At 67.0% G+C, this 22,153-nt stretch carries 22 protein-coding genes; 13 read left to right on the top strand and 9 right to left on the bottom strand.

Annotation, left to right across the window (positions count from 1 at the left end; genetic code table 11):
- Positions 1–38: 38 nt before the first annotated feature.
- Positions 39–1,364, bottom strand: a complete 1,326-nt coding sequence (locus BAY15_RS07495; RefSeq protein WP_157771706.1) for a flavin-containing monooxygenase — start codon at positions 1,362–1,364, stop codon at positions 39–41.
- 446 nt (positions 1,365–1,810) lie between these two features.
- On the opposite strand from BAY15_RS07495, the gene BAY15_RS07500 reads away from it, so the two are divergent.
- The 4 genes from BAY15_RS07500 to BAY15_RS07515 are packed head-to-tail and all read left to right on the top strand — an operon-like array spanning position 1,811 to position 6,119.
- On the top strand, positions 1,811–2,944 hold the full coding sequence (locus tag BAY15_RS07500) for an ABC transporter ATP-binding protein (protein ID WP_068854617.1): 1,134 nt from the start codon (positions 1,811–1,813) through the stop codon (positions 2,942–2,944).
- On the top strand, positions 2,941–3,852 hold the full coding sequence (locus BAY15_RS07505) for an ABC transporter permease subunit (protein WP_068850639.1): 912 nt from the start codon (positions 2,941–2,943) through the stop codon (positions 3,850–3,852). The genes BAY15_RS07500 and BAY15_RS07505 overlap by 4 nt, the downstream gene beginning before the upstream one ends.
- The gene (locus BAY15_RS07510; protein WP_068850642.1) at positions 3,849–4,694 is read left to right on the top strand and encodes an ABC transporter permease subunit; all 846 of its coding nucleotides are present in this window, start codon (positions 3,849–3,851) and stop codon (positions 4,692–4,694) included. Before BAY15_RS07505 ends, BAY15_RS07510 begins: the two co-directional genes overlap by 4 nt.
- A gap of 60 nt (positions 4,695–4,754) precedes the next feature.
- Positions 4,755–6,119 (top strand): NAD-dependent succinate-semialdehyde dehydrogenase, encoded by a 1,365-nt coding sequence (locus BAY15_RS07515; RefSeq protein ID WP_068850645.1) that lies wholly within the window; start codon positions 4,755–4,757, stop codon positions 6,117–6,119.
- A 69-nt stretch (positions 6,120–6,188) separates the two neighbouring features.
- Here the strand turns inward: BAY15_RS07515 and BAY15_RS07520 are convergent, their stop codons facing one another.
- From BAY15_RS07520 to BAY15_RS07545, 6 genes are all read right to left on the bottom strand, one after another.
- Complete coding sequence (locus tag BAY15_RS07520) at positions 6,189–7,184, bottom strand: magnesium and cobalt transport protein CorA (protein WP_068850648.1); 996 nt, start codon at positions 7,182–7,184, stop codon at positions 6,189–6,191.
- 15 nt (positions 7,185–7,199) lie between these two features.
- Complete coding sequence (locus BAY15_RS07525) at positions 7,200–8,465, bottom strand: DUF4105 domain-containing protein (RefSeq protein ID WP_083214104.1); 1,266 nt, start codon at positions 8,463–8,465, stop codon at positions 7,200–7,202.
- A gap of 8 nt (positions 8,466–8,473) precedes the next feature.
- Complete coding sequence (locus BAY15_RS07530; RefSeq protein WP_068850649.1) at positions 8,474–9,355, bottom strand: HlyC/CorC family transporter; 882 nt, start codon at positions 9,353–9,355, stop codon at positions 8,474–8,476.
- Positions 9,356–9,419: 64 nt separating this feature from the next.
- Positions 9,420–10,046: a hypothetical protein gene (locus BAY15_RS07535; RefSeq protein ID WP_428999287.1), complete on the bottom strand. Its 627-nt coding sequence runs from the start codon at positions 10,044–10,046 to the stop codon at positions 9,420–9,422.
- Positions 10,047–10,074: 28 nt separating this feature from the next.
- Positions 10,075–10,560, bottom strand: coding sequence for an rRNA maturation RNase YbeY (gene ybeY, locus BAY15_RS07540; RefSeq protein WP_068850652.1), 486 nt, complete (start codon positions 10,558–10,560; stop codon positions 10,075–10,077).
- A 75-nt stretch (positions 10,561–10,635) separates the two neighbouring features.
- The gene (locus BAY15_RS07545; protein ID WP_068850654.1) at positions 10,636–11,619 is read right to left on the bottom strand and encodes a PhoH family protein; all 984 of its coding nucleotides are present in this window, start codon (positions 11,617–11,619) and stop codon (positions 10,636–10,638) included.
- 406 nt (positions 11,620–12,025) lie between these two features.
- Between BAY15_RS07545 and BAY15_RS07550 the strand changes: the two genes are divergently transcribed.
- Genes BAY15_RS07550 through BAY15_RS07560 form a run of 3 tightly spaced genes read left to right on the top strand, consistent with a single transcriptional unit; the run spans position 12,026 to position 15,065 of the window.
- Positions 12,026–13,000: an HlyD family secretion protein gene (locus BAY15_RS07550; protein WP_068850657.1), complete on the top strand. Its 975-nt coding sequence runs from the start codon at positions 12,026–12,028 to the stop codon at positions 12,998–13,000.
- A 17-nt stretch (positions 13,001–13,017) separates the two neighbouring features.
- Positions 13,018–13,953 carry an ABC transporter ATP-binding protein gene (locus BAY15_RS07555; RefSeq protein WP_068854622.1) on the top strand — a complete coding sequence of 312 codons (936 nt, stop codon included), beginning with the start codon at positions 13,018–13,020 and terminating at the stop codon, positions 13,951–13,953.
- Complete coding sequence (locus tag BAY15_RS07560) at positions 13,950–15,065, top strand: ABC transporter permease (RefSeq protein WP_068850662.1); 1,116 nt, start codon at positions 13,950–13,952, stop codon at positions 15,063–15,065. The genes BAY15_RS07555 and BAY15_RS07560 overlap by 4 nt, the downstream gene beginning before the upstream one ends.
- Here BAY15_RS07560 and miaB read toward each other — a convergent pair whose 3' ends face one another.
- Positions 15,066–16,514, bottom strand: coding sequence for a tRNA (N6-isopentenyl adenosine(37)-C2)-methylthiotransferase MiaB (gene miaB, locus BAY15_RS07565; RefSeq protein WP_068850665.1), 1,449 nt, complete (start codon positions 16,512–16,514; stop codon positions 15,066–15,068).
- A 146-nt stretch (positions 16,515–16,660) separates the two neighbouring features.
- Here miaB and BAY15_RS07570 point away from each other — a divergent pair, with 146 nt between their 5' ends.
- The 6 genes from BAY15_RS07570 to BAY15_RS07595 all read left to right on the top strand — a co-directional run bounded on the left by BAY15_RS07570 (position 16,661) and on the right by BAY15_RS07595 (position 21,756).
- On the top strand, positions 16,661–17,602 hold the full coding sequence (locus BAY15_RS07570) for a lytic transglycosylase domain-containing protein (RefSeq protein ID WP_068850667.1): 942 nt from the start codon (positions 16,661–16,663) through the stop codon (positions 17,600–17,602).
- Positions 17,603–17,823: 221 nt separating this feature from the next.
- A complete protein-coding gene (gene petA, locus BAY15_RS07575) occupies positions 17,824–18,444 on the top strand; it encodes a ubiquinol-cytochrome c reductase iron-sulfur subunit (protein ID WP_068850670.1) in 621 nt (206 codons plus the stop codon).
- Between the two features lie 2 nt (positions 18,445–18,446).
- Entirely contained in the window at positions 18,447–19,706 is a 1,260-nt protein-coding gene (locus tag BAY15_RS07580) for a cytochrome b (protein WP_068850673.1), read from the top strand.
- A gap of 37 nt (positions 19,707–19,743) precedes the next feature.
- Complete coding sequence (locus BAY15_RS07585) at positions 19,744–20,445, top strand: cytochrome c1 (RefSeq protein WP_237334347.1); 702 nt, start codon at positions 19,744–19,746, stop codon at positions 20,443–20,445.
- A 134-nt stretch (positions 20,446–20,579) separates the two neighbouring features.
- Positions 20,580–21,215 (top strand): glutathione S-transferase N-terminal domain-containing protein, encoded by a 636-nt coding sequence (locus BAY15_RS07590; protein ID WP_068850679.1) that lies wholly within the window; start codon positions 20,580–20,582, stop codon positions 21,213–21,215.
- Between the two features lie 100 nt (positions 21,216–21,315).
- Complete coding sequence (locus tag BAY15_RS07595) at positions 21,316–21,756, top strand: ClpXP protease specificity-enhancing factor (RefSeq protein WP_068850682.1); 441 nt, start codon at positions 21,316–21,318, stop codon at positions 21,754–21,756.
- A gap of 32 nt (positions 21,757–21,788) precedes the next feature.
- Here the strand turns inward: BAY15_RS07595 and BAY15_RS07600 are convergent, their stop codons facing one another.
- A complete protein-coding gene (locus tag BAY15_RS07600; protein WP_068850685.1) occupies positions 21,789–22,145 on the bottom strand; it encodes a DUF3301 domain-containing protein in 357 nt (118 codons plus the stop codon).
- Positions 22,146–22,153: the final 8 nt, after the last annotated feature.

Below are 22,153 nucleotides of genomic sequence, written 5' to 3' on the forward strand. Positions count from 1 at the left end.
TGGAAAGAGGGGGCGCCGGTGAAGATCGGCGGCCTTTTTCATGCAACGGCGTTGTGCGAGGACGCAGCAGCAAGGTGGCGCAGGATGGAAGGCATCAACTCGGCTGCATCCCGCCCACCATTGCACAGGAAGTTGGAGCTCGGTCGCTGCAGGTTGTACATGCCGATGAAGAACAGGCCCGGCTGCGGGGAGACGCCGTAATCGCCCAGTGGGTAGCCGTTCGGGTCGAGTACGCCCGGTACTTCGAGCCATGGCCACTGCGCGTCGAAGCCGGTGGCTGCCACAATCGAGCCAATGCCGGCGGCGTCCAGCCGGATGCAGCGTGGTGAGGCGTCCGGCTCCCAGTCCAGGTAGACCTCTTCGGGAAGATAGCGGGCGTCGTCGGTCGGTGCCTCTGAGGTGGATGCATAGTGCGCATCGGCCATGTCGTTGAGGTGCCTGTACTCGGCGCGGGTGCCGGCCACCGCCTCGCGGATCTGCGGGCGCGCATCGCGGAAGTGCGCAATGTGGCCTTCCAGGTGCTCCAGTCTGCCAAGCAGCACGATGCCGTCGCGATGCATCGACAGCAGGCTGATGGAGCTGCCCATGCCCCGCGCGCCCGTTCCAGATACCAAGGGGAACTCCGCCGTTCTTGCCTTCTGCATCGCGCCCGGCACTCCCGCCGCCACGTCCGGCCGCTCGCTTACGTGCCGGTGCAGCAGCCCCTGCATGTCCCACCAGTGCATGGAATCCCTGCCGCGTACCCGGCGGATGTGCGAGAAACGATCGGCCATGGACCAGTACACCTCGCGCCCTGCAGTGCGAAGGTCCTGGGCGATCTGTGCGCCGGACTGGCCACCGCCGATCACAAGCACGGCGCCCGGGCCGAGCTGCTGGGGGCGCCGGTAGTCGCCGGAGTGGACAACCTCCAGCTCGGAGGCAGGGGAGAAGAACGCCCGCGGCCAGCGCGGGCGGCGGTACTCCCCGCTGGCCACGACCACGCAGCGTGCTTCGAGCGTGCCGTCGCTGGTGATGACGCGGTAGCCGTCGCCTGCCGCAAATACCCGATGTACGACGCATCCCTCGACGACAGGCAGCCGCCGCCGACGCGCATAGTCGGTCAGCATGTCGATGACTTCGGGCGCGGTGGCGAAACCCGTGGGATCCGCGCCGTCGTACTGGTAGCCGGGCAGGGCGGTCAGGAAATTGGGCGTGTTGAGGCGGAAGGAGTCCCACCGCCGCGTCCAGCTGGACCCGATGGTTTCTGCTTCCAGAACCAGATGACGCACGCCTGCCTCCACCAGCAAGGCGCTGAGCGACAGGCCGGAGTGTCCCGCTCCAATGACAACTGCGTCATAGGGCCGTGCATCGGGGATGGCTTGCATGGGTAACTCCTTGTGATGTGCGCGTTCGGCGTTCGTGGAGGTATCGCGCTCCCGCCGTCGAGAGGTCAACGCGATGTCGCGCGGAATGTGACGCGTCACTTGCCTGTAGTTCATGCGTGTTGGAAGGTGTGCACGCCATCAAGGAACGGGCTGAATTCCCGTTTCGGAAGACCGGGAGCGACAAGAGTTCAGGCGTTTTCAGCTGCCGCTCTCGCGGGGATGGGCCAGGCATGTCAAGGGGCACTTCGACACCGTCGCGTCTGTACCGGGTGGACGCGACAAAGGCAGGGCGTTCACGTCGCCTCGGCGGCACGCTTATTAGGGTTCTTCCTGAGACCATTGGGCCGGCTGGGCCCAACCGCCACGATCCGGTATCCCCGCTGTCGCCAACGGTCGCTAAAATGGGCCATTCCCCCGTCCTGATGCCGCTCCTGGAGCCGCTGCCCATGCCATTTGAAGCCAAGCCGGAAGGCGAGGTCGTCCCGGTCCTGGAGCCGGGCTATCTGTCCATCCGCGCGCTGCGCAAGGAATTCGACGGCTTCGTCGCACTCGACGATGTCAGCCTGGACGTGCGCAAAGGCGAGATCTTTGCCCTGCTGGGCGGCTCAGGCAGCGGCAAATCGACCCTGCTGCGCTGCCTGGGCGGGTTCGAGACCCCCACCGCCGGCACCATCGAGCTGGACGGCCAGCGCATCAACGCGCTGCCCCCGTACCAGCGGCCGATCAACATGATGTTCCAGTCCTATGCGCTGTTCCCGCACATGAGCGTGGAGCAGAACATTGCCTTCGGCCTCAAGCAGGATGGCCTGGCCCGCGACGCCATCCGCCGCCGGGTCGGCGAGATGCTGGAGCTGGTGCAGCTGGAGAAGCTGGCCAAGCGCAAGCCGCACCAGCTGTCCGGCGGCCAGCAGCAGCGCGTGGCGCTGGCGCGGTCGCTGGCCAAGGGGCCCAAGCTGCTGCTGCTGGACGAGCCGATGGGCGCGCTGGACAAGAAGCTGCGCTCGCAGATGCAGATCGAGCTGGTCAACATCATCGAAACCTCGGGGGTGACCTGCGTGATGGTCACCCACGACCAGGAAGAAGCGATGACCATGGCCACCCGCATTGCGGTCATGGATGCCGGCTGGATCCAGCAGGTCGGCAAACCGGACGAGATCTACGAACAGCCGGCCAACCGCTTCGTGGCCGGCTTCATCGGCTCGGTCAACCTGTTCGACGGGGTGATCGACGAGGACCTGCCCGAGTACGTCACCGTGCGCACGCCCCTGTTCCCGGCGCCCATCTACGTGGCGCACGGCATTACCGGCTACGAAGGGCAGCCGGTGGCGTTCGCGCTGCGCCCGGAGAAGGTGATGATCGGCAAGGACGAACCGGCCGGCGACACCAACAAGGCGCAGGGCGTGATCGAGGAGATCGCCTACTTCGGCAGCCATTCGGTGTACCACGTGCGCCTGCCCAGCGGGGCCAAGGTGCTGTCCAATTTCGCCAACTCGCAGCGTTGGGCCAGCGATGGCCTGACCTGGGGCGACAGCGTCTGGGTGCACTGGCGCGACAACGATGGCGTGGTGCTCACCGCATGAACGCCACCGGCTGGAAGCGCTGGCTCCCCGGCACGCGCAGCGGCGTGATCGCCGCGCCGTACCTGTGGCTGCTGCTGTTCTTCGCGGTGCCGTTCGTGATCATCCTGATGATCTCGTTCGCGCGCACCCAGGTCGGCTCGCCGCCGTATACGTGGCTGCTGGAATACGTGGACGGTGCGTTCTCGCTCAAGCTCAACCTGGGCAACTACGCGGCCATGGTCAAGGACAGCCAGTACGTGCTCGCCTACCTGAGCTCGATCAGGATCGCGGTGATCGCCACGCTGTTCACGCTGCTGATCGGTTACCCGATGGCATATGTGATCTCGCGGATGAGCCCGGCCGCGCGCAACGTGGCGATGATGCTGGTGGTGCTGCCGTCGTGGACCTCGTTCCTGATCCGGGTGTATGCGTGGATCGGCATCCTCGACCGCAACGGCCTGCTCAACCAGCTGCTGCTGAAGATCGGGGTCATCGATGCACCGCTGCAGATCCTGTACACCCCGACCGCCGCCTACATCGGCATCGTGTACTGCTACCTGCCGTTCATGGTGCTGCCGCTGTACGCCAACCTGGTGAAGCTGGACAACCGCCTGCTGGAGGCCGCCTACGACCTCGGTGCCAAGCCGTGGCAGGCGTTCCTGCGCATCACCCTGCCGCTGTCGCGCACCGGCATCATCGCCGGCTGCATGCTGGTGATGATCCCCGCCGTGGGCGAATTCGTGATCCCGGAAATGCTGGGCGGGCCGGATACGCTGATGATCGGCCGGGTGCTGTGGGGCGAGTTCTTCAACAACCGGGACTGGCCGACCGCCTCGGCGGTGGCAATCGTGATGTTGGCCCTGCTGCTGGTGCCGATCCTGTTGTTCAACCGGGTGCAGCAGCGTGAGCTGGAAGGGAAGCTGACATGAGCATGGTGCGCCGCAGCCGCTGGCTGGGCTGGACGGTCCTGGGGCTGGGCTTTGCCTTCCTGTACCTGCCGATCCTGCTGCTGATGATCTATTCGTTCAACGCGTCCAAGCTGGCCACGGTGTGGTCGGGCTTTTCCACGCGCTGGTACGGCGAGCTGTTCAACAACCGGCAGATCCTGGATGCGCTGTGGATCAGCCTGAAGGTGGCGTTCTGGACCGCCAGCGCGGCGACCGTGCTGGGCACCATGGCCGCGATGGTGATGACCCGCTTCAAGCGCTTCCCGGGCAAGACCGTGTTCGGTGCGCTGATCACCGCGCCGCTGGTAATGCCCGAAGTGATCCTGGGCTTCTCGCTGATGACGCTGCTGGTGGCGATGGGCGGCATTCCCGGCTTTCCCAGCCGTGGCGTGGGCAGCATCTGGATCGCGCATGTCACGTTCACGCTGTCCTTCGTGACCGTGATTGTGTCCTCGCGGCTGCAGGAGCTGGACCGCTCGCTGGAAGAGGCGGCCATGGACCTGGGCGCGGGCCGGCTGAAGGTGTTCTTCCAGATCACCCTGCCGATCATCGCCCCGGCGCTGGTGGCCGGCTGGCTGCTGGCTTTCACCCTGTCGCTGGATGACGTGGTGATCGCCAGCTTCGTGGCCGGGCCGAATTCGACAACGCTGCCGATGAAGGTGTTCGCCTCGGTGCGGATGGGGATCAAGCCGGAGATCAACGCCTTGGCCACGTTGATGGTGCTGGCGGTGTCGATCGCGGCGGTGGCGGGGTGGTTCATCACCTCGCGCAGCGAGAAGCGCCGGCAGCGCGACATGCAGATGGCGCTGCAGGAAAAGGGCTGACACAACACCCGGCTCACGGGGCCGGGCGCAGAATGGGTGCCTGTCTTTCGGAGCACCGCGATGACCGTCGAAATCGTCAACCCCGCCACGGGCCGTGTGACTTACCGCCACGAGCTGCTGGACGCCGCCGGGATCGAGCAGCGGCTGGCCGCCGCCGCCGCGGCCTTCCCGACGTGGTCGGCCCGTTCGCTCCAGGAGCGCGGCGCCATCCTGCGTGCCATCGCCGGCCAACTGCGCGCGCGCAGGGACGACATCCAGCAGGCGATGACCACCGAGATGGGCAAGCTCAAGGGTGAGGCGCTGGCCGAGGTGGAGAAGTGCGCGCAGGCCTGCGAGTACTACGCCGACCACGCCGCCGATTACCTCAAGCCGCAGCTGATCGACACCGAAGCCCAGCGCAGCTACGTGCGCTATGAACCGATCGGCTGCGTGTTCGCGGTGATGCCGTGGAACTTCCCGATCTGGCAGGTGTTCCGCTTCCTGGCGCCGTCGTTCATGGCCGGCAACGTGGCCCTGCTCAAGCATGCCAGCAACGTGCCGCAGTGCGCCGACCTGATCCTGGCGGTGTGCCGCGACGGCGGCTTGCCCGAGGGCGTGTTCGATGTGCTGCACATCGACAACGACCAGGCCGCCGAGGTGCTGCGCGACAAGCGGGTCAAGGCGGTCACCCTCACCGGCAGCGAGCGGGCAGGGCGCTCGATCGCGTCCAACGCCGGCGAGCAGCTCAAGAAGTGCGTGATGGAGCTGGGCGGCAGCGATGCGTTCGTGGTACTGGACGATGCGGACCTGGAGAAGACGGTTGCCGCTGCGGTGAAGTCGCGCTTCGACAACAGCGGACAGACCTGCATCGCCGCCAAGCGTTTCATCGTGGTCGATGCGATTGCCGACGCGTTCGTGGAAAAGTTCGTCGCAGCGGCCGGAGCGCGTGTGTACGGCGATCCGCAGGACGAGAAGACCACGCTGGCGCCGATGGCGCGTGCCGACCTGCGCGAAGAGCTGCACAAGCAGGTGCAGGCGAGCGTGGGCAAGGGTGCCAAGGTATTGCTGGGCGGCGAGCCGGTGGCCGGCACCCATGCGGGTTACCCGGCGACCATCCTCGACAATGTGGAACCGGGCATGCCGGCCTACGACGAGGAACTGTTCGGGCCGGTGGCGGCGATCCTGCGCGTGCGCGACGACGCCGATGCGCTGCGGGTGGCCAACGACACCACCTTCGGGCTGGGCGGCAGCGTGTGGAGTGGAGATCCGGTGCGCGGCGAAGGCATCGCCAAGGGGCTGGAATGCGGCGCGGCATTCGTCAATGCCATCGTCAAAAGCGATGTCCGGTTGCCGTTCGGCGGCAGCAAGCGCTCGGGCTTCGGTCGCGAACTGGCCGACCACGGCATCCACGAGTTCATGAACATCAAAACCGTTTACGTGGCCTGATGCGGTTGCCGACCAACGGCCGCCACCTGCCGGGTACACGGGTAGGTATCGACCGTTGGTCGACACGCGTTACAGCCAACGGGCGCGCTTGAACAGCCGATACAACCCGACGCACACCGCACCCACCCCGACGATCATCGCGGGGTAGGCCCACGGCTTGTCCAGCTCGGGCATGTGGGTGAAGTTCATGCCGTACCAGCTGGTGATCAGGGTCGGGGCGGCCAGCAGCGCCGCCCACGCACCGAGGCGCTTGACCGTCTCGCCCTGGGCCAGGGTCACCAGCGACAGGTTCACGCTCAGCGCCGTACCCAGCATCTCGCGCAGGGTGTCGATCACATCACTGATCCGCACGGCGTGGTCGTGCACGTCGCGGATGTACAGCTTCACTTCGTCGGGGATCAGCTCGCCGGGATAGCGGCGCAGCTGCGCCAGCACGTCCTGCAGCGGTGCGACCGCCATCCGCATCTTGTTGAGTTCGCGCTTGAGCTCGTAAAGGCGTACCACCGTGGTGCGTTTGTAACTGTCGGCGAAGATGTCCTTCTCCAGCGAATCCAGCGTGTCGCGGAAGTCGGTGGTGATCGGCAGGTAGTTGTCGACCACGAAGTCCAGCACGGCATACAGGCAGTAGGAGGCGCCCATGGTCAGCAACTGCGGTTCGCGTTCCACCCGGGCGCGGACCGGGGCGTAGGACAGCGATGCGCCGTGGCGCACGGTCACCAGAAAGCGCGGACCGAGGAAAGCGTGTGTTTCGCCATACTCGATGCGGTCCTGCACGCGTTGCGCGGTGGTCACCACCACGAACAGGGAATTGCCGTAGGCCTCGACCTTGGGCCGCTGGTGGGCATTGCGTGCATCGTCTATGGCCAGGTCGTGCAGGCAGAATTCCTCCTGCAGCTTGAGCAGCACCGCGTCGGCCGGGTCGTAAAGGCCCACCCACACAAAACCGTTCTTGCTGGCGATCACATCGCTGATCGCATCCAGCGCGATGTCGTGTCGCTTGCCCTGGTCGTCGTAGTGAACGCAGTTGATGACACAGGTCGGATTGGAGGCGGCGGCGTGTTCCATGAGCGATATCCTGCGTCAGCGATGCGTGACAGCTGGGTCACGACGGCCCAGTGTCCAGGCCAGCGCTACGTGCAGCGGCAAGAGCAGCACGATCCACTGCAGGTTCACCTGCGCCTGCAGGGTCAGCCAGTGCAGTACCAGGCCGAGCAGGGAGAGCAGGGCAACCGCCCACAAGGTCCAGCGGAACCAGGTGCCGGGCACGCGTGCGCGCAGCAGGGTGACCGCGCCCGGGAGCAGCAGCAGGCACAGCGGCGAGAGCTGCAGCAGGTTGCGGTTGGCCCAGGCGGCGTGGTGCGCGCTGAAGCCCCAAAGGTAGGCCAGCAGGATGCCGGCGATCCCGCAGAACAGCCACAGCGGCACGGCCAGCGCGGCCAGCAGGCGCCTGCGGCGGCGCAGGGCCAGCACGCCCGCAGCCAGCACCAGCCCGCACAGCAGCCACGGCCACCAGCGGCGCGCGGATTCAGCCGGTTCCGGGGCGATGCGATGCGGCAGCAGCTCCAGCTCTTCCTGCACCAGCGGGCGGCCGTCGCTGTTGCGCACCTCGCGCAGCGCGTCGGCCAGGCGCATCGGCACGAAGGCTTCCTGCCACCGCGAGAGCGGCTGGTCGGCGAACGGGCCGAGCCCGATGTCGAAGCCCAGCCACATCCACGGGGCCGGCGAGGCCAGCCGCACCGATTCGCTGCGGTAGGTGTTGCCGCGCGAACGGCCGGACAGCTGCGAGTGCAGCCCGCCGCCGAGCGCACCATCGATCGCATCGCGCACCATGGTGGCGCAGTTGGCGGTGTAATAGTCGTAGCGGTAGCGCGCGTTTTCCGGCTTGGCGCGCTCGGCCAGCGACGCGGCAAGCGCACGCGCCTGCTCCGGGCTGAGGTCCAGCCACTGCAGGTTGGCGCCCCGGCCGCTGTCGCGGTAGTAGGAGAGGTCCTGGTCCAGCGGCAGCGCCACCAGGTAATACATCATCTCGCCGCGCAGGAAGCGGCCGACGAAGTCCGGTTCGCTGGGGTCGAAATAGCCGAAGTTGTACGAGGTGGCGTCGCCGGTGACCGGGTCCTCGACCACGATCGCGTCATGCCCGAAGCGCTCGAAGAAGATGCTGCCCGGCTGCATGGTCACGATGCCGATGCGCGGTGGCGGCGCTTCAGCAGGCGGCGCGGCGGCGCTGGCCGCCGCAGGTTCAGGCGCTGCCTGTGCCAGTGCAGCCAGCGGCAGGCTGGACACACTGGCAAGGAACAGGAGGAACAACAGGCGGCACAACGGCCACCGCGTCAGCAGGGGCCGCATGGCGTGGGTCAATCCTCGATGATGGCGTCGGGCGGCAGCACGGTCACGTGGAACGCCTGCACGCGGCGGGCATCGGCGCGCGCCACCCGGAACACGAAGCGGTCCAGGGTCAGCTCGTCGCCGGTTTCGGGCAGGTGCCCGATTGCCTCGGTGACCAGGCCACCGATGGTGTCGTAGTCGTCGTCCGGGAACGCGGCGCCGAAACGCTCGTTGAAATCCCCGATCGGGGTCAGCGCGTCGACCACGTACTGGCCATCGGCCTGGATCGCGATCTGCGCGGTGTGGTCTTCGGCTTCATCGTGCTCGTCATCGATCTCGCCGACGATCTGCTCCAGCACGTCCTCGATGGTGACCAGCCCGGCAACACCGCCGTACTCGTCCACCACGATCGCCATGTGGTTGCGCGAGAGCCGGAATTCCTTGAGCAGCACGTTGAGCTTCTTGGCTTCGGGAATCAGCACCGCCGGGCGCAGCAGCTCGCGCACGTTGGCCGGCCCGTTGTCGGCGACCACGCCGCGCAGCAGGTCCTTGGCCAGCAGCACGCCGAGGATGTCGTCCTTGTTGTCACCGTGCACCGGGAAGCGCGAATGGCCGGATTCGACCACCTGCTTCATCAGTTCAAGGAAGGGGGCTTCCACCGGCAGCGAGACCATCTGCGAACGCGAGATCATCACGTCGCCCACGGTCAGTTCCGCCACCGAGATCGCGCCCTCCATCATGCGCAGCGTGTCGGCGGCAATCAGGCCGTCTTCGTGCGCGGAGTGCAGTACCGCCACCAGCTCGTCGCGGGTGTGGGGTTCGCCGGAGAAGGCAGACGTCAGGCGTTCAAGCCAGCTGCGCTTCTTCTCATTTTGCTCCGGAACGGAGCCACTACTGTCGTCTTCAGACATCTCTGCAAAAAAGGCACCCGGCGAGCCGGGCGTTGGCGCCAGTCTAGCAGGATGCGGGCCGCTGTCAGCGCCCGCCCGGCGGGGTGTTCACGGACGGGGGCAGGGCGCCGGCCGGCGCTGCCGGGGTGCCGGCCGGGGCTTCGTCCTCGGCGGGCAGGTCCAGGCTGTAGGTGCAGCCGGCCAGGGTCTTGCCGGGGTGGGTCTTGACCGTGGACAGGCTCAGGATGATCGACTCGATCATCGGCTCGCCGGTGCGCGGATCGGTCACGTCCCGGCTGACCACTTCACGGCCGGCCATGAACTTGTCCGGGTTGTCCACGCCGTCTTCCAGGGCCAGGGTCTTGGCCATCGGGCGGGGATCGGCCACGTCCAGGATCGCCATGATGCTGGCCCCGGACACCGCCACGTATTCGGTACGCTGGCCGAACACCGTCAACGGCGTGGCCAGGCGGTACTCACTCATGAACTGGTTGTTCTGCGGCAGCGGCTGCATGCCGTTGGCCACTGCCTTGAGCGGGTCGGCCACGACCGGGGCGACCGCGTCGTAGTCGGCCACGCGCTGGCGGCACTCGATCAGCGCGGCCAGGTCCAGCGGCGCGGCGGCAGGGGCGGCCGCTGTCGGGGCGGCGGCCATGGCAGGGGTGGAAAACAGGGCCAGCAGGCACAGGCAGGCGGGGCGTGCGAAGGTCATGCAGGAAACGTCCGTCAGGGGCGGCGGCTCAGCGCTCGCCGGCGTAGGGGTCGGCGATGCCGAGGTCGGCCAGGATCTCGCGCTCCAGCTGTTCCATGGCTTCGGCTTCCTTGTCGTCCTCGTGGTCCCAGCCCAGCAGGTGCAGCACCCCGTGCACGGTCAGGTGCGCGTAGTGGGCGTTGAGCGCCTTGGCCTGTTCCATCGCTTCGGCGGCCACCACCGGCGCGCAGATCACCAGGTCGCCCAGCAGCGGGAACTTAACCCCCTTGGGCAGGCCCTCAGGCAGCTCGGCGGGGAAGCTGAGTACGTTGGTGGCGTAGTCCTTGCCGCGGTAGTGCCGGTTCAGCGACTGGCCCTCCTTGGCGTCGACCACGCGGATGGCCAGGTCGGCCTCGCGGATGCGGCCGTTCAGTGCCGCAGCCACCCATTTGCGGAAACTCACCGCCGACGGCAACCCGGCACGGGGCAGGGCGTAGCTGACGGCGACATCGAGTCGAATGGGGCCTTTGGTCATGGCGGTTCCGGCACTTCGGGTTCTATCAGGAAACGACAGTATCGCGCGTGTGGCGCCGCGCCGCGATGGCCGCGCTCATTCGGCGCCCGGCTTGACCTGCTGCAGGTCGCGGCGGTCGTAGGCGCTGACGATGCGCGCCACCAGCGGGTGGCGCACCACGTCGCGGGCCTCGAAGAAGGTGAAGCTCACCCCGTCCACGTCGCGCAGCACCTCGATGGCATCGCGCAGGCCGGACTTCACGTGCTTGGGCAGGTCGGTCTGGGTCAGGTCGCCGGTGACCACGGCGGTGGAGCCGAAGCCCAGCCGGGTCAGGAACATCTTCATCTGCTCGACGGTGGTGTTCTGCGCTTCGTCCAGGATCACGTACGCATCGTTGAGCGTGCGCCCGCGCATGTACGCCAGCGGCGCGATTTCGATGACGTTCTTCTCCAGCAGCTTGATCACCTTTTCCACGCCCAGCATTTCATACAGCGCGTCGTACAGCGGGCGCAGGTACGGATCGACCTTCTGGCTCAGGTCGCCGGGCAGGAAGCCCAGTTTCTCGCCCGCTTCCACCGCCGGGCGCACCAGGATCAGGCGCTGCACCCGCGATTCGTTCAACGCATCCACGGCGCTTGCCACGGCCAGGAAGGTCTTGCCGGTACCGGCCGGCCCAATGCCGAAGTTGATGTCGTGGGTGGTGATCTGGTGCAGGTAGCGCGCCTGGTTGGCGCCACGGCCGCGCACGGTGCCGCGCTTGACCTTGATGGTGACTTCCTGCGCTTCGTAGCTGCGCTCCACCAGGTGCTCCACGTTGGCCTGGTTCAGTCGCAGGTGGATGGCGTGGCTGTCGAAGGGCGTCTCGGCCGCCTCCAGGTACAGCGCTTCGATCAGCGCCTGTGCTTCCTCGGCCACGGCCTTCGGGCCGGTGACCCGGAAGACGTGGCCGCGGTTGGCGATTTCCACGCCGAGCTTGAGTTCGATCTGGCGCAGGTGCTCGTCGAAGGGGCCGGCCAGGTTGGCCAGGCGTTCGTTGTCTTCCGGGGCCAGGGTGAAGTCGCGGTGTGCCAGTGCGGTCATTGCGTCCGGCGGCGACGGTCGTCATGGCCGTGCCGCAAGTTGGGGATAGGAAGGACAGGGTAGCGCGGGCGTGCAGGCCTCGCCACAGCAGCGCGGTTCTCCACAGCGGCTGTGCAGCAGCAGTGCAGCAACCTGTGGATAGTCTCTGACGGCCCTACTGCCGCAATGCTGTCGCGTGCGTGGTCAAAAAAGCGACATCTACCTCGGGGTTTTCCACACCGCTTGTGGGCGGTTGCGCGGGAAAGGTGTGGATAAGCCGCTGTACCCCCTGCGGCGCAATGGCTGCGGAAGGGTGATCATTTCATGACCAGTGCGCGGGTCCCCTGGCACGCGTGACCGATCCTTCACGGCGGCATGCGCAAGGTGACCTCTTCTTCCCCCGCCGTGCCCTGCCGGAGCCGCGTCGATGTCCGCAGCCAGCTACCTGTCCGTGCGTGGGGCGCTCCTGGCCGGGGCGGGCCTGCTGCTGTCTGCGTGTCGGCAGGAGCCGCCGGCCGCACTCGGCACGTTGGAGTGGGACCGCATCACCGTGCCGGCGCCCGCGGCGGAAACCATCGTGGGCATCCGGGTCCACGAAGGCCAGCAGGTGGCTGCTGGGGCGGCGCTGCTGCAGCTGGAGCCGATCCGCACCGCCGCCCAGCTGCAGGCATTGGAAGCGCAGGCCAGCCAGGCCGGGCAGGCCCTGCAGGAACTGCGTGAGGGCCCGCGTCGCGAGGACATCGACCAGGCGCGGGCCAACCTGGCATCGGCACGCGCGCAGGCCGTCGATGCGTCGGCCTATTACCGCCGTCTGCAGCCGCTGGGTCGGCAGCAACTGGTGGCCGCTGCCGACGTGGACCGCGCGCGGGCGGCGGCCGGCAGCGCGCAAGGCGCGGTGCAGGCTGCCGAACAGGCGCTGCTGGCGCTGGAACACGGTACCCGCGTGGAGCAGGTAGCCCAAGGCGAAGCCGCCCTGCAGTCGGCACAGGCCCAGGCCGCCGCGCAGGCAGTGACGCTGCGCAAGCTCGACCTCGTTGCCCCGCGCGCCGGGCGCGTCGATGCGCTGCCCTACCGGCTGGGCGACCAGGCGCCGGTGGGGGCCCCGCTGGTGGTGCTGCTGGTCGGCGACCACCCTTACGCCCGGGTGTACCTGCCCGAGCCACTGCGCCTGAAGGTGCGGGTGGGGCAGGCGGCCCAGGTCCACCTGCAGGGTCGCGACGGCGCGTTTGCCGGCCATGTGCGCAGCATCCGCAGCGATCCCGGCTTCACGCCGTACTACGCGCTCAGTGGCGACGACGTGTCGCGGTTGAGCTGGCTGGCGGAAATCGAACTGGACCGCGCCGGTGGCGGCGCGCCGCTGGCGGACCTGCCCGCCGGCGTGCCGGTGCGGGTGGTGTTTTGAACACCGCCGAACCGGCGATCCGCGCGCGGGGGCTGACCAAGCAGTTCGGGCCGCTGGTGGCGGTGGACCATGTCGACCTCAGCGTGCCGCGCGCCAACGTGTACGGGTTCCTGGGGCCGAATGGCTCGGGCAAGTCCACCACCATCCGGATGCTGTGCGGCCTGCTCACCCCGAGCGCGGGCGAGATCGAAGTGCTGGGCCTGCGCATACCGGAACAGGCTGAAGCGCTGCGCCGGCGCATTGGTTACATGACCCAGCGCTTTTCGCTGTTTGAAGACCTCACCGTGCGCGAGAACCTGGAATTCCTGGCAGCGGTGCAGGACATCCCGCGCGCCCGGGCGCGGCAGCGCATCGACGAGTTGCTGGAGCACTACCATTTCCAGGACCGCCAGAAGCAGTTGGCCGGCACCATGAGCGGCGGCCAGAAGCAGCGGCTGGCACTGGCCGGTGCGGTGATCCACGCGCCGGAGCTGTTGTTCCTGGACGAGCCGACCAGTGCGGTGGACCCCGAGTCGCGGCGCGATTTCTGGGAAAAGCTCTTCGACCTGGCCGACGCCGGCACCACCTTGCTGGTGTCCACGCATTACATGGACGAGGCCGAGCGCTGCCACCGCCTGGCCATCCTCGACCAGGGGGTGCTGGTGGCCGATGGCAGCCCGGCCGAACTCACCGCCGCACTGCAGGGGCGCACCCTGGAAGTGCATGCCGCGCAGCCACGACAAGCCCAGCGGGCGCTGGCAGGCCTGCCCGGAGTGCTCAGCGTGGCGCAGATCGGCAATACGCTGCGCGTGCTGCTGGACAGCGGCGACGATGCCGAAGCGCGCCTGCAGCAGGCGCTGCGCGCAGCCGGACAGGGTGCGGAGGTGGTGCGCAGCACCGCCAACCTGGAAGACGTGTTCGTCTCGGCCACGCGCGGCCGCGAGACGCCCGCCGCGGCCGGAGCCACGCCATGAACCTGCGGCGGCTGTGGGCGATCGTGCTCAAGGAGCTGCGGCAGATGCGCCGCGACCGCATCACCCTGGCCATGATCGTCGGCATTCCGGTGATGCAGCTGGTGCTGTTCGGCTATGCGATCAACCTCAACCTCCGCCACCTGGAGACCGGCATCGCCGACCAGGCCGGCAGCGCGGCCTCGCGCGCGCTGCTGGCCGACATGGTGGCCACCGGGGTGATCACCCCGACCCTGCACGTGGACACTCCCGACCAGTTGATGACCGCGCTGCGGCGCGGGCAGGTCAGCATCGGCATCGTGGTGCCGCCTGATTTCGAGCGACGCCGGTTCGACGGCCGTGAGGCGGTGCAGGTGCTGGTGGATGGCAGCGATACCGTCGTGCAGAGCGCGGCGGTGCAGCTGGCCCAGGTGCCGCTGGACACCCGGCCGGTGCGCAACGACCGGCCACTGCGCGCGGGCGCGTCGGATGCCGCCGGGCAGATCAGCGTGGTGGCGTTCTACAACCCGCAGCGGCGCTCGGCGATCAACATCGTGCCTGGCCTGATCGGGATCATCCTGACCATGACCATGGTGATGTTCACCGCCGTGGCGATCGTGCGCGAACGCGAGCGCGGCAACATGGAACTGCTGATCGCCACGCCGCTGAGCCGCAGCGAGCTGATGGTCGGCAAGGTGCTGCCGTATGCGGTGATCGGCCTGGTCCAGACCACGCTGGTGCTGCTGCTGGGGATGTGGCTGTTCGAGGTGCCGGTGCGCGGCAGCGTGCTGGATGTCTACCTGGCGGCGGTGCTGCTGATCACCGCCAACCTGGCGCTGGGCCTGTTGATCTCGACCCGCGCGCAGTCCCAGTTCCAGGCCATGCAGATGACGATGTTCGTGTTCCTGCCATCGATCCTGCTGTCGGGTTTCATGTTTCCGTTTGCCGGCATGCCGCGCATCGTGCAGTGGCTGGCCGAGATCCTGCCGCTCACCCACTTCCTGCGCCTGGTGCGCGGCATCATGCTGCGCGGCGCCCGCTGGTGGGAACTGTGGCCGGAGGTGCTGGCACTGCTGGGCTTCATCGTGGTGATGATGACCCTGGCCATCCTGCGGTTCCGCAAGCGCCTGGATTGATCAGGCGACCACCAACCGCCCGCGCAGTGAATTGCTGTACGCCTCGGTGATCTCCACATCGACCAGCTGGCCGACCAATCGCGCCTGCCCCGGGAAATTCACCGACCGCATGTTCTCGGTCTTGCCGGTCAGCTCATTCGGATCGCGGCGCGACGGACCTTCCACCAGCACCGTCTGCACCGTGCCGACCATCGCATGGGAGATGGCGGCTGCCTGCTCGTTGATCCGGGCCTGCAGGCGCGACAGCCGCGCGTGCTTCTCCGCATCGCTGATGGTGTCCTCGAGGTCGGCTGCGGGCGTTCCCGGTCGGCGCGAATAGATGAAGGAGAAGCTGTGGTCGAAGCCTACGTCCTCGATCAGCTTCATGGTCTTCTCGAAGTCCGCGTCCGTCTCGCCAGGGAAGCCGACGATGAAGTCCGAGCTGATCGAAATGTCCGGGCGTACTGCGCGCAGCTTGCGGATCTTGGCCTTGAATTCGAGCGCGGTGTAGCCGCGCTTCATCGCCGACAGCACCCGGTCGCTGCCAGCCTGCACCGGCAGGTGCAGGAAATTGGCCAGCTGCGGCACGTCGCGGTACGCGTCCACCAGCGAATCGCTGAACTCCAGCGGGTGCGAGGTGGTGAAGCGGATGCGGTCCACCCCGTCGATCTCGGCGATGGTGCGGATCAGCAGGCCGAGGTCGGCAAACTCGCCTTCCCCATAGGGGCCGCGGTAGGCATTGACGTTCTGGCCCAGCAGGTTGATCTCGCGCACGCCCTGCGCGGCCAGCTGCGCCACTTCCACCACCACGTCCTCGAACGGGCGGCTGACCTCGGTGCCACGGGTGTAGGGCACCACGCAGAACGAACAGTACTTGGAGCAGCCTTCCATGATCGACACGAACGCCGAACCGCCTTCGGCCCGCGGCTCGGGCAGGCGGTCGAACTTCTCGATCTCGGGGAAGCTGATGTCCACCTGCGATTTGCCCGATTCGCGCCGCTGGCGGATCAGCTCGGGCAGGCGGTGCAGGGTCTGCGGGCCGAACACCAGGTCCACATGCGGGGCGCGCTTGATGATGGCTTCGCCTTCCTGGGAGGCCACGCAACCGCCCACGCCGATGATGACGCCACGGCCGTTGTTCTTCAGCGCCTTCCAGTAGCCCAGCTGGCTGAACACCTTCTCCTGCGCTTTCTCGCGGATCGAGCAGGTGTTCATCAGCAGCACGTCGGCTTCGCCCGGGTCGTCGGTCAGCTCCAGGCCTTCTTCGGCGGCAAGTACGTCGGCCATTTTGGTCGAGTCGTACTCGTTCATCTGGCAACCGTGGGTCTTGATGTACAGCTTGCCGCGCACGGGGCCGGTCACCTGCGGCCGGGAACCGGGCAGGGGCAGCAGGTCGGGGCGGGGCGAATCGATGGCAGGCACGGCGGTGCCGGCCGAGGTCGGCAGGGTCGAAGCTGGCGTCCCGGTCATGGCGCTTATTCCAGTCGGGTGGGCGGGCAGGCAGCCGGGGAGGGCTGCCGGGTAGCCGTCCATTGTACCCCCGGCGCCCGGTAGAGCCACGCCCTGCGTGGCTGCGGGGCTTGGCAACGGCGCGCGAAACGGGGACACTCCGCCCCATGAAGGGGATCTTGGGGATCGCTGCGCTGGCCTTGGCTGCGCTGACCGCTGTGCCGGCCAGTGCGGGCACCCTGTACAAGTGTGTTGGCGCGGACGGCATTCCCAGCTATGTCAGCAAACGCATTGCCGGCACCAGCTGCAGCGTGGTCAGCAACTACCGTCCCGACCGCAGCGCCCCGCGCCGTTACGTTCCGCCACCGTCTCCAGCCCCCGTGCCCGCCCCTGCGGTCGTGGCAACCGCTGCGCCGGTCCAGGACGGTGCCGCGTCCGGCACCGCGCTGGCCCCGACCCCGGCACCTGCCCAGGCCGCCACCGTGCTTACTGCCGCGCCGGCGGCCCGCACCGGCAAGGCGCAGCGCGTGGTCAACGGGCAGGTCTACTCGTATATGAAGGATGGCGTGCGGCATTACACCAGCCGCCGGCCCGCGCAGATGGCCAGCCTGGGCCAGGTCCGCACCATCCATTACAGCTTCATCGAGCGCTGTTATGCCTGCGGTGCCAGTCCGGGCGTGAACTTCGGTTCGGTCCGCCTCAATACCACCGCCTTCCAGGCAGAGATCGCGTCTGCCGCGCGCGAGTTCGGGGTGGAAGAGGCGGTGGTCCGCGCGATCATCCACGCCGAATCGGCTTACAACCCGACCGCGCTCAGCCGCGCCGGCGCACAGGGTTTGATGCAGCTGATGCCGCCGACCGCGCGCCGTTTCGGCGTGACCGATTCCTATGATGCGGCGCAGAACATCCGCGGCGGCGTGCAGTACCTGTCGTGGCTGCTCAAGCGGTTCAATGGCAACCTGACCCTTGCCGCTGCCGGGTACAACGCAGGCGAGGGCGCGGTCGACCGCCACGGTGGCGTGCCGCCTTACAGCGAGACGCAGTACTACGTGAAGCGCGTCGCCCTGCTTGCCGACCGCTACCGCGGCGCCACCGCCTCCACGCAGTAATCCCCTTCCGCTTTCGACCGCATCGCGAAGGCCGGCCAACGCCCGGCGCTGCAGATGTGGACGCTTCCCTGGCAGCGCCGGCTGTTGGCCGGCCCTCGTGGTGCGACCACCATTGTGTCGCCGAGTCAGGTTCCGCTATAGTCGATCAGGATTCATTGTGGACTGGCCCCCACCGGTCTACTGGCAGCCTCAAGCTACCTAAATCAATATCGGAGTGCCGGATGGCCAACGATGGGGTAAACGATCCAGTCAACACTGGACGTCGACGATTTCTTTCCGCAACCACCGCAGTGGTGGGAGCAGTCGGCGTCGGTTTCGCCGCAGTTCCGTTCATCAAGTCCTGGAATCCCAGCGCCCGCGCCAAACTGGCCGGTGCCCCTGTGCTTGCCGACATCAGCGCCCTGCAGGAAGGCCAGCGACTGGTCATGGAGTGGCGTGGACAGCCGATCTGGATCGTCAAACGGTCCAAGGCCATCCTTGACGCCCTGCACGGGCTGGATGGGCGGTTGAAGGATCCTGCGTCGGAGAACAAGGACCAGCAGCCGGACTACGTGCTCAAGCAGAACCCCGAATTCCGCGCGATCAAGGCCGAGGTCTCGGTGCTGGTCGGGCTGTGCACCCACCTGGGCTGTTCGCCGGAAATGGTTGCCGAGATCCGCCCCGAGCCGTTCGATCCGGAATGGAAGGGCGGCTACTTCTGCCCCTGCCACAAATCCCGGTTCGACATGTCCGGGCGCGTCTTCGATGGCGTCCCGGCGCCGATCAACCTGCTGGTGCCGCCGCACCATTACCAGGACGACAGCACCATCATCATCGGCGTCGATCCGCAGGGGGCAGCCTGATCATGGCCAACATCCTTTCCCGTACCGCCACCGGCGTCGCCGACTGGGTCAACGCGCGCGCGCCCGGGCTGATGCCGGTGTACCGCAAGCATGTCAGCGAGTACTACGCGCCGAAGAACTTCAATATCTGGTACTACTTCGGTTCGCTGGCGCTGCTGATCCTGGTCAACCAGATCGTGACCGGCATCTTCCTCACGATGCACTACAAGACCAGTGCGCTGGAAGCGTTCAACTCCGTTGAATACATCATGCGGGACGTGGAGTGGGGCTGGCTGATCCGCTACATGCACTCCACCGGGGCCTCGCTGTTCTTCATCGTGGTCTACCTGCACATGTTCCGCGGCCTGATGTACGGCAGTTACCAGAAGCCTCGCGAGCTGGTGTGGATCCTGGGCATGCTGATCTACCTGGTGCTGATGGCCGAAGCCTTCATGGGCTACGTGCTGCCGTGGGGGCAGATGTCGTTCTGGGGCGCCAAGGTGATCATCTCGCTGTTCGGCGCCATTCCGGTGATCGGCAACGGGCTGACCGAGTGGATCATGGGCGATTACCTGCCCAGCGATGCCACCCTCAACCGCTTCTTCGCCCTGCACGTGATCGCCCTGCCGCTGGTGCTGCTGTTGCTGGTGGTGCTGCACCTGGGCGCGCTGCACGAAGTGGGGTCGAACAACCCCGATGGCGTGGAGATCAAGAAGGGACCCAAGGGCAACCGCTGGTCGGCCACCGCGCCCACCGACGGCATTCCGTTCCACCCGTACTACACGCTCAAGGACGGGGTCGGCGCCGGCTTCCTGCTGATCATCGCGGCCTTCATCATCTTCTTCGCACCGGGCTTCGGCGGCCTGTTCCTGGAGCACGACAACTTCACCGAGGCCAACCGCCTGGTCACGCCCGAGCACATCAAACCGGTGTGGTACTACACGCCGTACTACGCGATGTTGCGCGTGGTGCCCAACAAGCTCGGCGGCGTGATCGTGATGTTCTCGGCCATCGCCATCCTGTTCCTGGTGCCGTGGCTGGACAAGGCGCGGGTGAAGTCCTACCGCTATCGCGGCTGGCTGTCGCGCGCGCTGCTGGGCGTATTCGCGGTGTGCTTTATCTGGCTGGGCGTGATCGGTTCCGGGCCCGGTACCGATGCGCATGAAACCTATGTCGGCCGCGTGCTGACCTTCCTCTACTTCGCCTTCTTCATCACCATGCCGCTATGGACCAAGCTGGACAGGACCTTGCCGGTACCGGACCGGGTGACCACGCATGACTGACCACTGGATTGTCCGGCTGGCCTGCGCGGCCGCCCTGATGCTGGCCAGCACCGTCGCCGGCGCCGCCGAAGGCGGCAAGACCCTGCAGGCCGGCAACGACCTGGGCGACCGTGCGTCGCTGCAGCGCGGCGCGCAGCTCTACATGAACTACTGCTCCGGCTGCCATGCGCTCAAGTACCTGCGCTATTCGCGGATGGCGCAGGACCTGGGGCTGAGCGAAGAAGAGGTCATGAACAACCTCAACTTCACCGGCGTGCCGATCGGCGAACCGGTGCCGGTGACGATGCCCAAGGCGGAAGCCGAGAAGTGGTTCGGCAAAATGCCGCCGGACCTCAGCCTGATCTCACGGGTGCGTGGCAGCGACTGGGTCTATACCTACCTGAAGTCGTTCTACCTGGACCCCAGCCGCCCGCTGGGCTGGAACAACGCGCTGTTCCCCAACGCCTCCATGCCCAACCCGCTGTGGGAAATGCAGGGCCTGCAACACGCCGTGCACGGCAAGCCGGAGGCGCCGGGTGCCGACGCGCCGGTGACCGGGCTCACGCTGGCACAGCCCGGTAACGTCGACCCGGGGCAGTACGACCAGGCGGTGCGGGACATCACCAACTTCCTGGAGTACGCGGGTGAACCCGCGGCGCTGAAGCGGCAGAAGCTGGGCGTGTGGGTGATCCTGTTCCTGGCACTGCTCACCTTCCTGGCCTACCTGCTGAAGAAGGAGTACTGGAAGGACGTGCATTGATCGATACGGCGTAAGTCGATCGGCCTATTGGCTTTTGTGATGGGCAGTTGCACACTCGGGTACTGTGACGACTGTCGGCAATGGGCCGGCAGCGCCGATGCGACCGGCGGATACCGATCGCTGGAGAGCCTTTGATGGCGGCGAGCGTACGCATGCGGAACACCCTGACGCTGTTTTCCTCGAACGACGACGTGCTGTGCCATCGCGTGCGCCTGGTGCTGGCTGCCAAAGGCGTTACCTACGATTTCGTGCCCGTCGACCCGCAGAACCCGCCCGAGGATCTGATCGACCTCAATCCGTACCACTCGGTGCCCACGCTGGTAGAGCGCGAGCTGGTGCTGTACGCGGCCTCGGTGGTCAGCGAATACCTGGACGAACGCTACCCGCACCCGCCGCTGATGCCGGTGGACCCGCTCTCGCGTGCGCGGATCCGGCTGGCGATGCTGCGCATCGAACACGACTGGGTACCGCAGGTGCAGGCGATCCAGCTCGGCAACAAGACCCAGGCCGAGGCGGGGCGCAAGCGGTTGAAGGAACTGCTGACCAGCGCGGTGCCGCTGTTCAAGGCCAGCAAGTTCTTCCTCAACCCGGAAATGAGTCTGGCCGATTGCGCCATGGCGCCGATCATCTGGCGCCTGCAGTCGCTGGACGTGCCGTTGCCCAAGGATGGCAAGTCCATCGAGGATTACGGCAACCGCATTTTCCGCCACCCGGGCTTCATCCGCAGCCTGACCGACCAGGAAAAGAAGCTGCGCGACCTGCCGGTCTGATCGGCGGTTCGCTGCATCGGCGCTTTACGCCGGGGGACGTGCATGCTGACCGCTGCACGGGTGGGCGCGTACACTTGTCACATTTCCGCGGCACCCCACAATGACTGAAGACACTTTCCGCATGACCAGCCATCGCCCCTACCTGTTGCGGGCGCTGGTGGAATGGATCAACGACAACGACCTGACCCCGCATATCCTGGTCGATGCCGGCATGCCTGGCGTACAGGTGCCGCAGAGCGCGGTGAAGGACGGTCGCGTGGTCCTCAACATCGCCGAGCGCGCGGTGGTGCGCCTGCACATCGACAACGACAGCGTGAGCTTCTCGGCCCGCTTCTCGGGCACCAGCTACCCGGTGCAGGTGCCGATCTCGGCCGTGCTGGCCGTCTACGCCCGCGAAACCGGGCAGGGCATGGCACTGCCGGACGATATTCCCGGCCACGAGCCGAGCCCGGACGATACCCTGCCACCGGATGACACGCCGACCCCGGATGACACCCCGCCCAAGCCGAGCGGTCGCCCGCACCTTCGGGTGGTCAAATAAGAGATCGCCGCCCTCGGGCGGCGATTTTGTTTCTACACGTCCTCGGCGCCGGTGGTGTCCACGCTGCGCCGGATCTCGCTGATGCGCGCGGCCGAGGGCCCGACGAAGGCCACCAGTTCATCGCCGCGCAGCACCATCCGCCCGGTATGGCGGTCGATGCCATCGTGGGAGTACTCGAAGCGGTAAGTGCGCTCCCAGCCCAGCCAGCCGTTGTCCTTGCGGCAGACGCGGATGCCACTGGCATGCACGGCCTGGTCCAGCCACTGCACGTCGGCGGCGCGGCAGGCGTTGCGGCCCAGTTCGATGGCGCGTTCGGCCGCGGCGCGCGAGGAGTTCCAGAAGGCGTAGGCGAACGCGCCGGCAATCATCAACAGGATAAGACTGGGCATCGGCGGCT

It is taken from the genome of Stenotrophomonas rhizophila (assembly GCF_001704155.1).
Classification (GTDB): domain Bacteria; phylum Pseudomonadota; class Gammaproteobacteria; order Xanthomonadales; family Xanthomonadaceae; genus Stenotrophomonas; species Stenotrophomonas rhizophila_A.

What these genes read in the sequence shown, in the direction of transcription:
- BAY15_RS07495 (WP_157771706.1), bottom strand. Translation starts at nt 1,364, where the DNA reads ATGCAAGCCATCCCCGATGCACGGCCCTATGACGCAGTTGTCATTGGA.
- BAY15_RS07500 (WP_068854617.1), top strand. Translation starts at nt 1,811, where the DNA reads ATGCCATTTGAAGCCAAGCCGGAAGGCGAGGTCGTCCCGGTCCTGGAG.
- BAY15_RS07505 (WP_068850639.1), top strand. Translation starts at nt 2,941, where the DNA reads ATGAACGCCACCGGCTGGAAGCGCTGGCTCCCCGGCACGCGCAGCGGC.
- BAY15_RS07510 (WP_068850642.1), top strand. Translation starts at nt 3,849, where the DNA reads ATGAGCATGGTGCGCCGCAGCCGCTGGCTGGGCTGGACGGTCCTGGGG.
- BAY15_RS07515 (WP_068850645.1), top strand. Translation starts at nt 4,755, where the DNA reads ATGACCGTCGAAATCGTCAACCCCGCCACGGGCCGTGTGACTTACCGC.
- BAY15_RS07520 (WP_068850648.1), bottom strand. Translation starts at nt 7,184, where the DNA reads ATGGAACACGCCGCCGCCTCCAATCCGACCTGTGTCATCAACTGCGTT.
- BAY15_RS07525 (WP_083214104.1), bottom strand. Translation starts at nt 8,465, where the DNA reads ATGCGGCCCCTGCTGACGCGGTGGCCGTTGTGCCGCCTGTTGTTCCTC.
- BAY15_RS07530 (WP_068850649.1), bottom strand. Translation starts at nt 9,355, where the DNA reads ATGTCTGAAGACGACAGTAGTGGCTCCGTTCCGGAGCAAAATGAGAAG.
- BAY15_RS07535 (WP_428999287.1), bottom strand. Translation starts at nt 10,046, where the DNA reads ATGACCTTCGCACGCCCCGCCTGCCTGTGCCTGCTGGCCCTGTTTTCC.
- ybeY (WP_068850652.1), bottom strand. Translation starts at nt 10,560, where the DNA reads ATGACCAAAGGCCCCATTCGACTCGATGTCGCCGTCAGCTACGCCCTG.
- BAY15_RS07545 (WP_068850654.1), bottom strand. Translation starts at nt 11,619, where the DNA reads ATGACCGCACTGGCACACCGCGACTTCACCCTGGCCCCGGAAGACAAC.
- BAY15_RS07550 (WP_068850657.1), top strand. Translation starts at nt 12,026, where the DNA reads ATGTCCGCAGCCAGCTACCTGTCCGTGCGTGGGGCGCTCCTGGCCGGG.
- BAY15_RS07560 (WP_068850662.1), top strand. Translation starts at nt 13,950, where the DNA reads ATGAACCTGCGGCGGCTGTGGGCGATCGTGCTCAAGGAGCTGCGGCAG.
- miaB (WP_068850665.1), bottom strand. Translation starts at nt 16,514, where the DNA reads ATGACCGGGACGCCAGCTTCGACCCTGCCGACCTCGGCCGGCACCGCC.
- BAY15_RS07570 (WP_068850667.1), top strand. Translation starts at nt 16,661, where the DNA reads ATGAAGGGGATCTTGGGGATCGCTGCGCTGGCCTTGGCTGCGCTGACC.
- petA (WP_068850670.1), top strand. Translation starts at nt 17,824, where the DNA reads ATGGCCAACGATGGGGTAAACGATCCAGTCAACACTGGACGTCGACGA.
- BAY15_RS07580 (WP_068850673.1), top strand. Translation starts at nt 18,447, where the DNA reads ATGGCCAACATCCTTTCCCGTACCGCCACCGGCGTCGCCGACTGGGTC.
- BAY15_RS07585 (WP_237334347.1), top strand. Translation starts at nt 19,744, where the DNA reads ATGCTGGCCAGCACCGTCGCCGGCGCCGCCGAAGGCGGCAAGACCCTG.
- BAY15_RS07590 (WP_068850679.1), top strand. Translation starts at nt 20,580, where the DNA reads ATGGCGGCGAGCGTACGCATGCGGAACACCCTGACGCTGTTTTCCTCG.
- BAY15_RS07595 (WP_068850682.1), top strand. Translation starts at nt 21,316, where the DNA reads ATGACTGAAGACACTTTCCGCATGACCAGCCATCGCCCCTACCTGTTG.
- BAY15_RS07600 (WP_068850685.1), bottom strand. Translation starts at nt 22,145, where the DNA reads ATGCCCAGTCTTATCCTGTTGATGATTGCCGGCGCGTTCGCCTACGCC.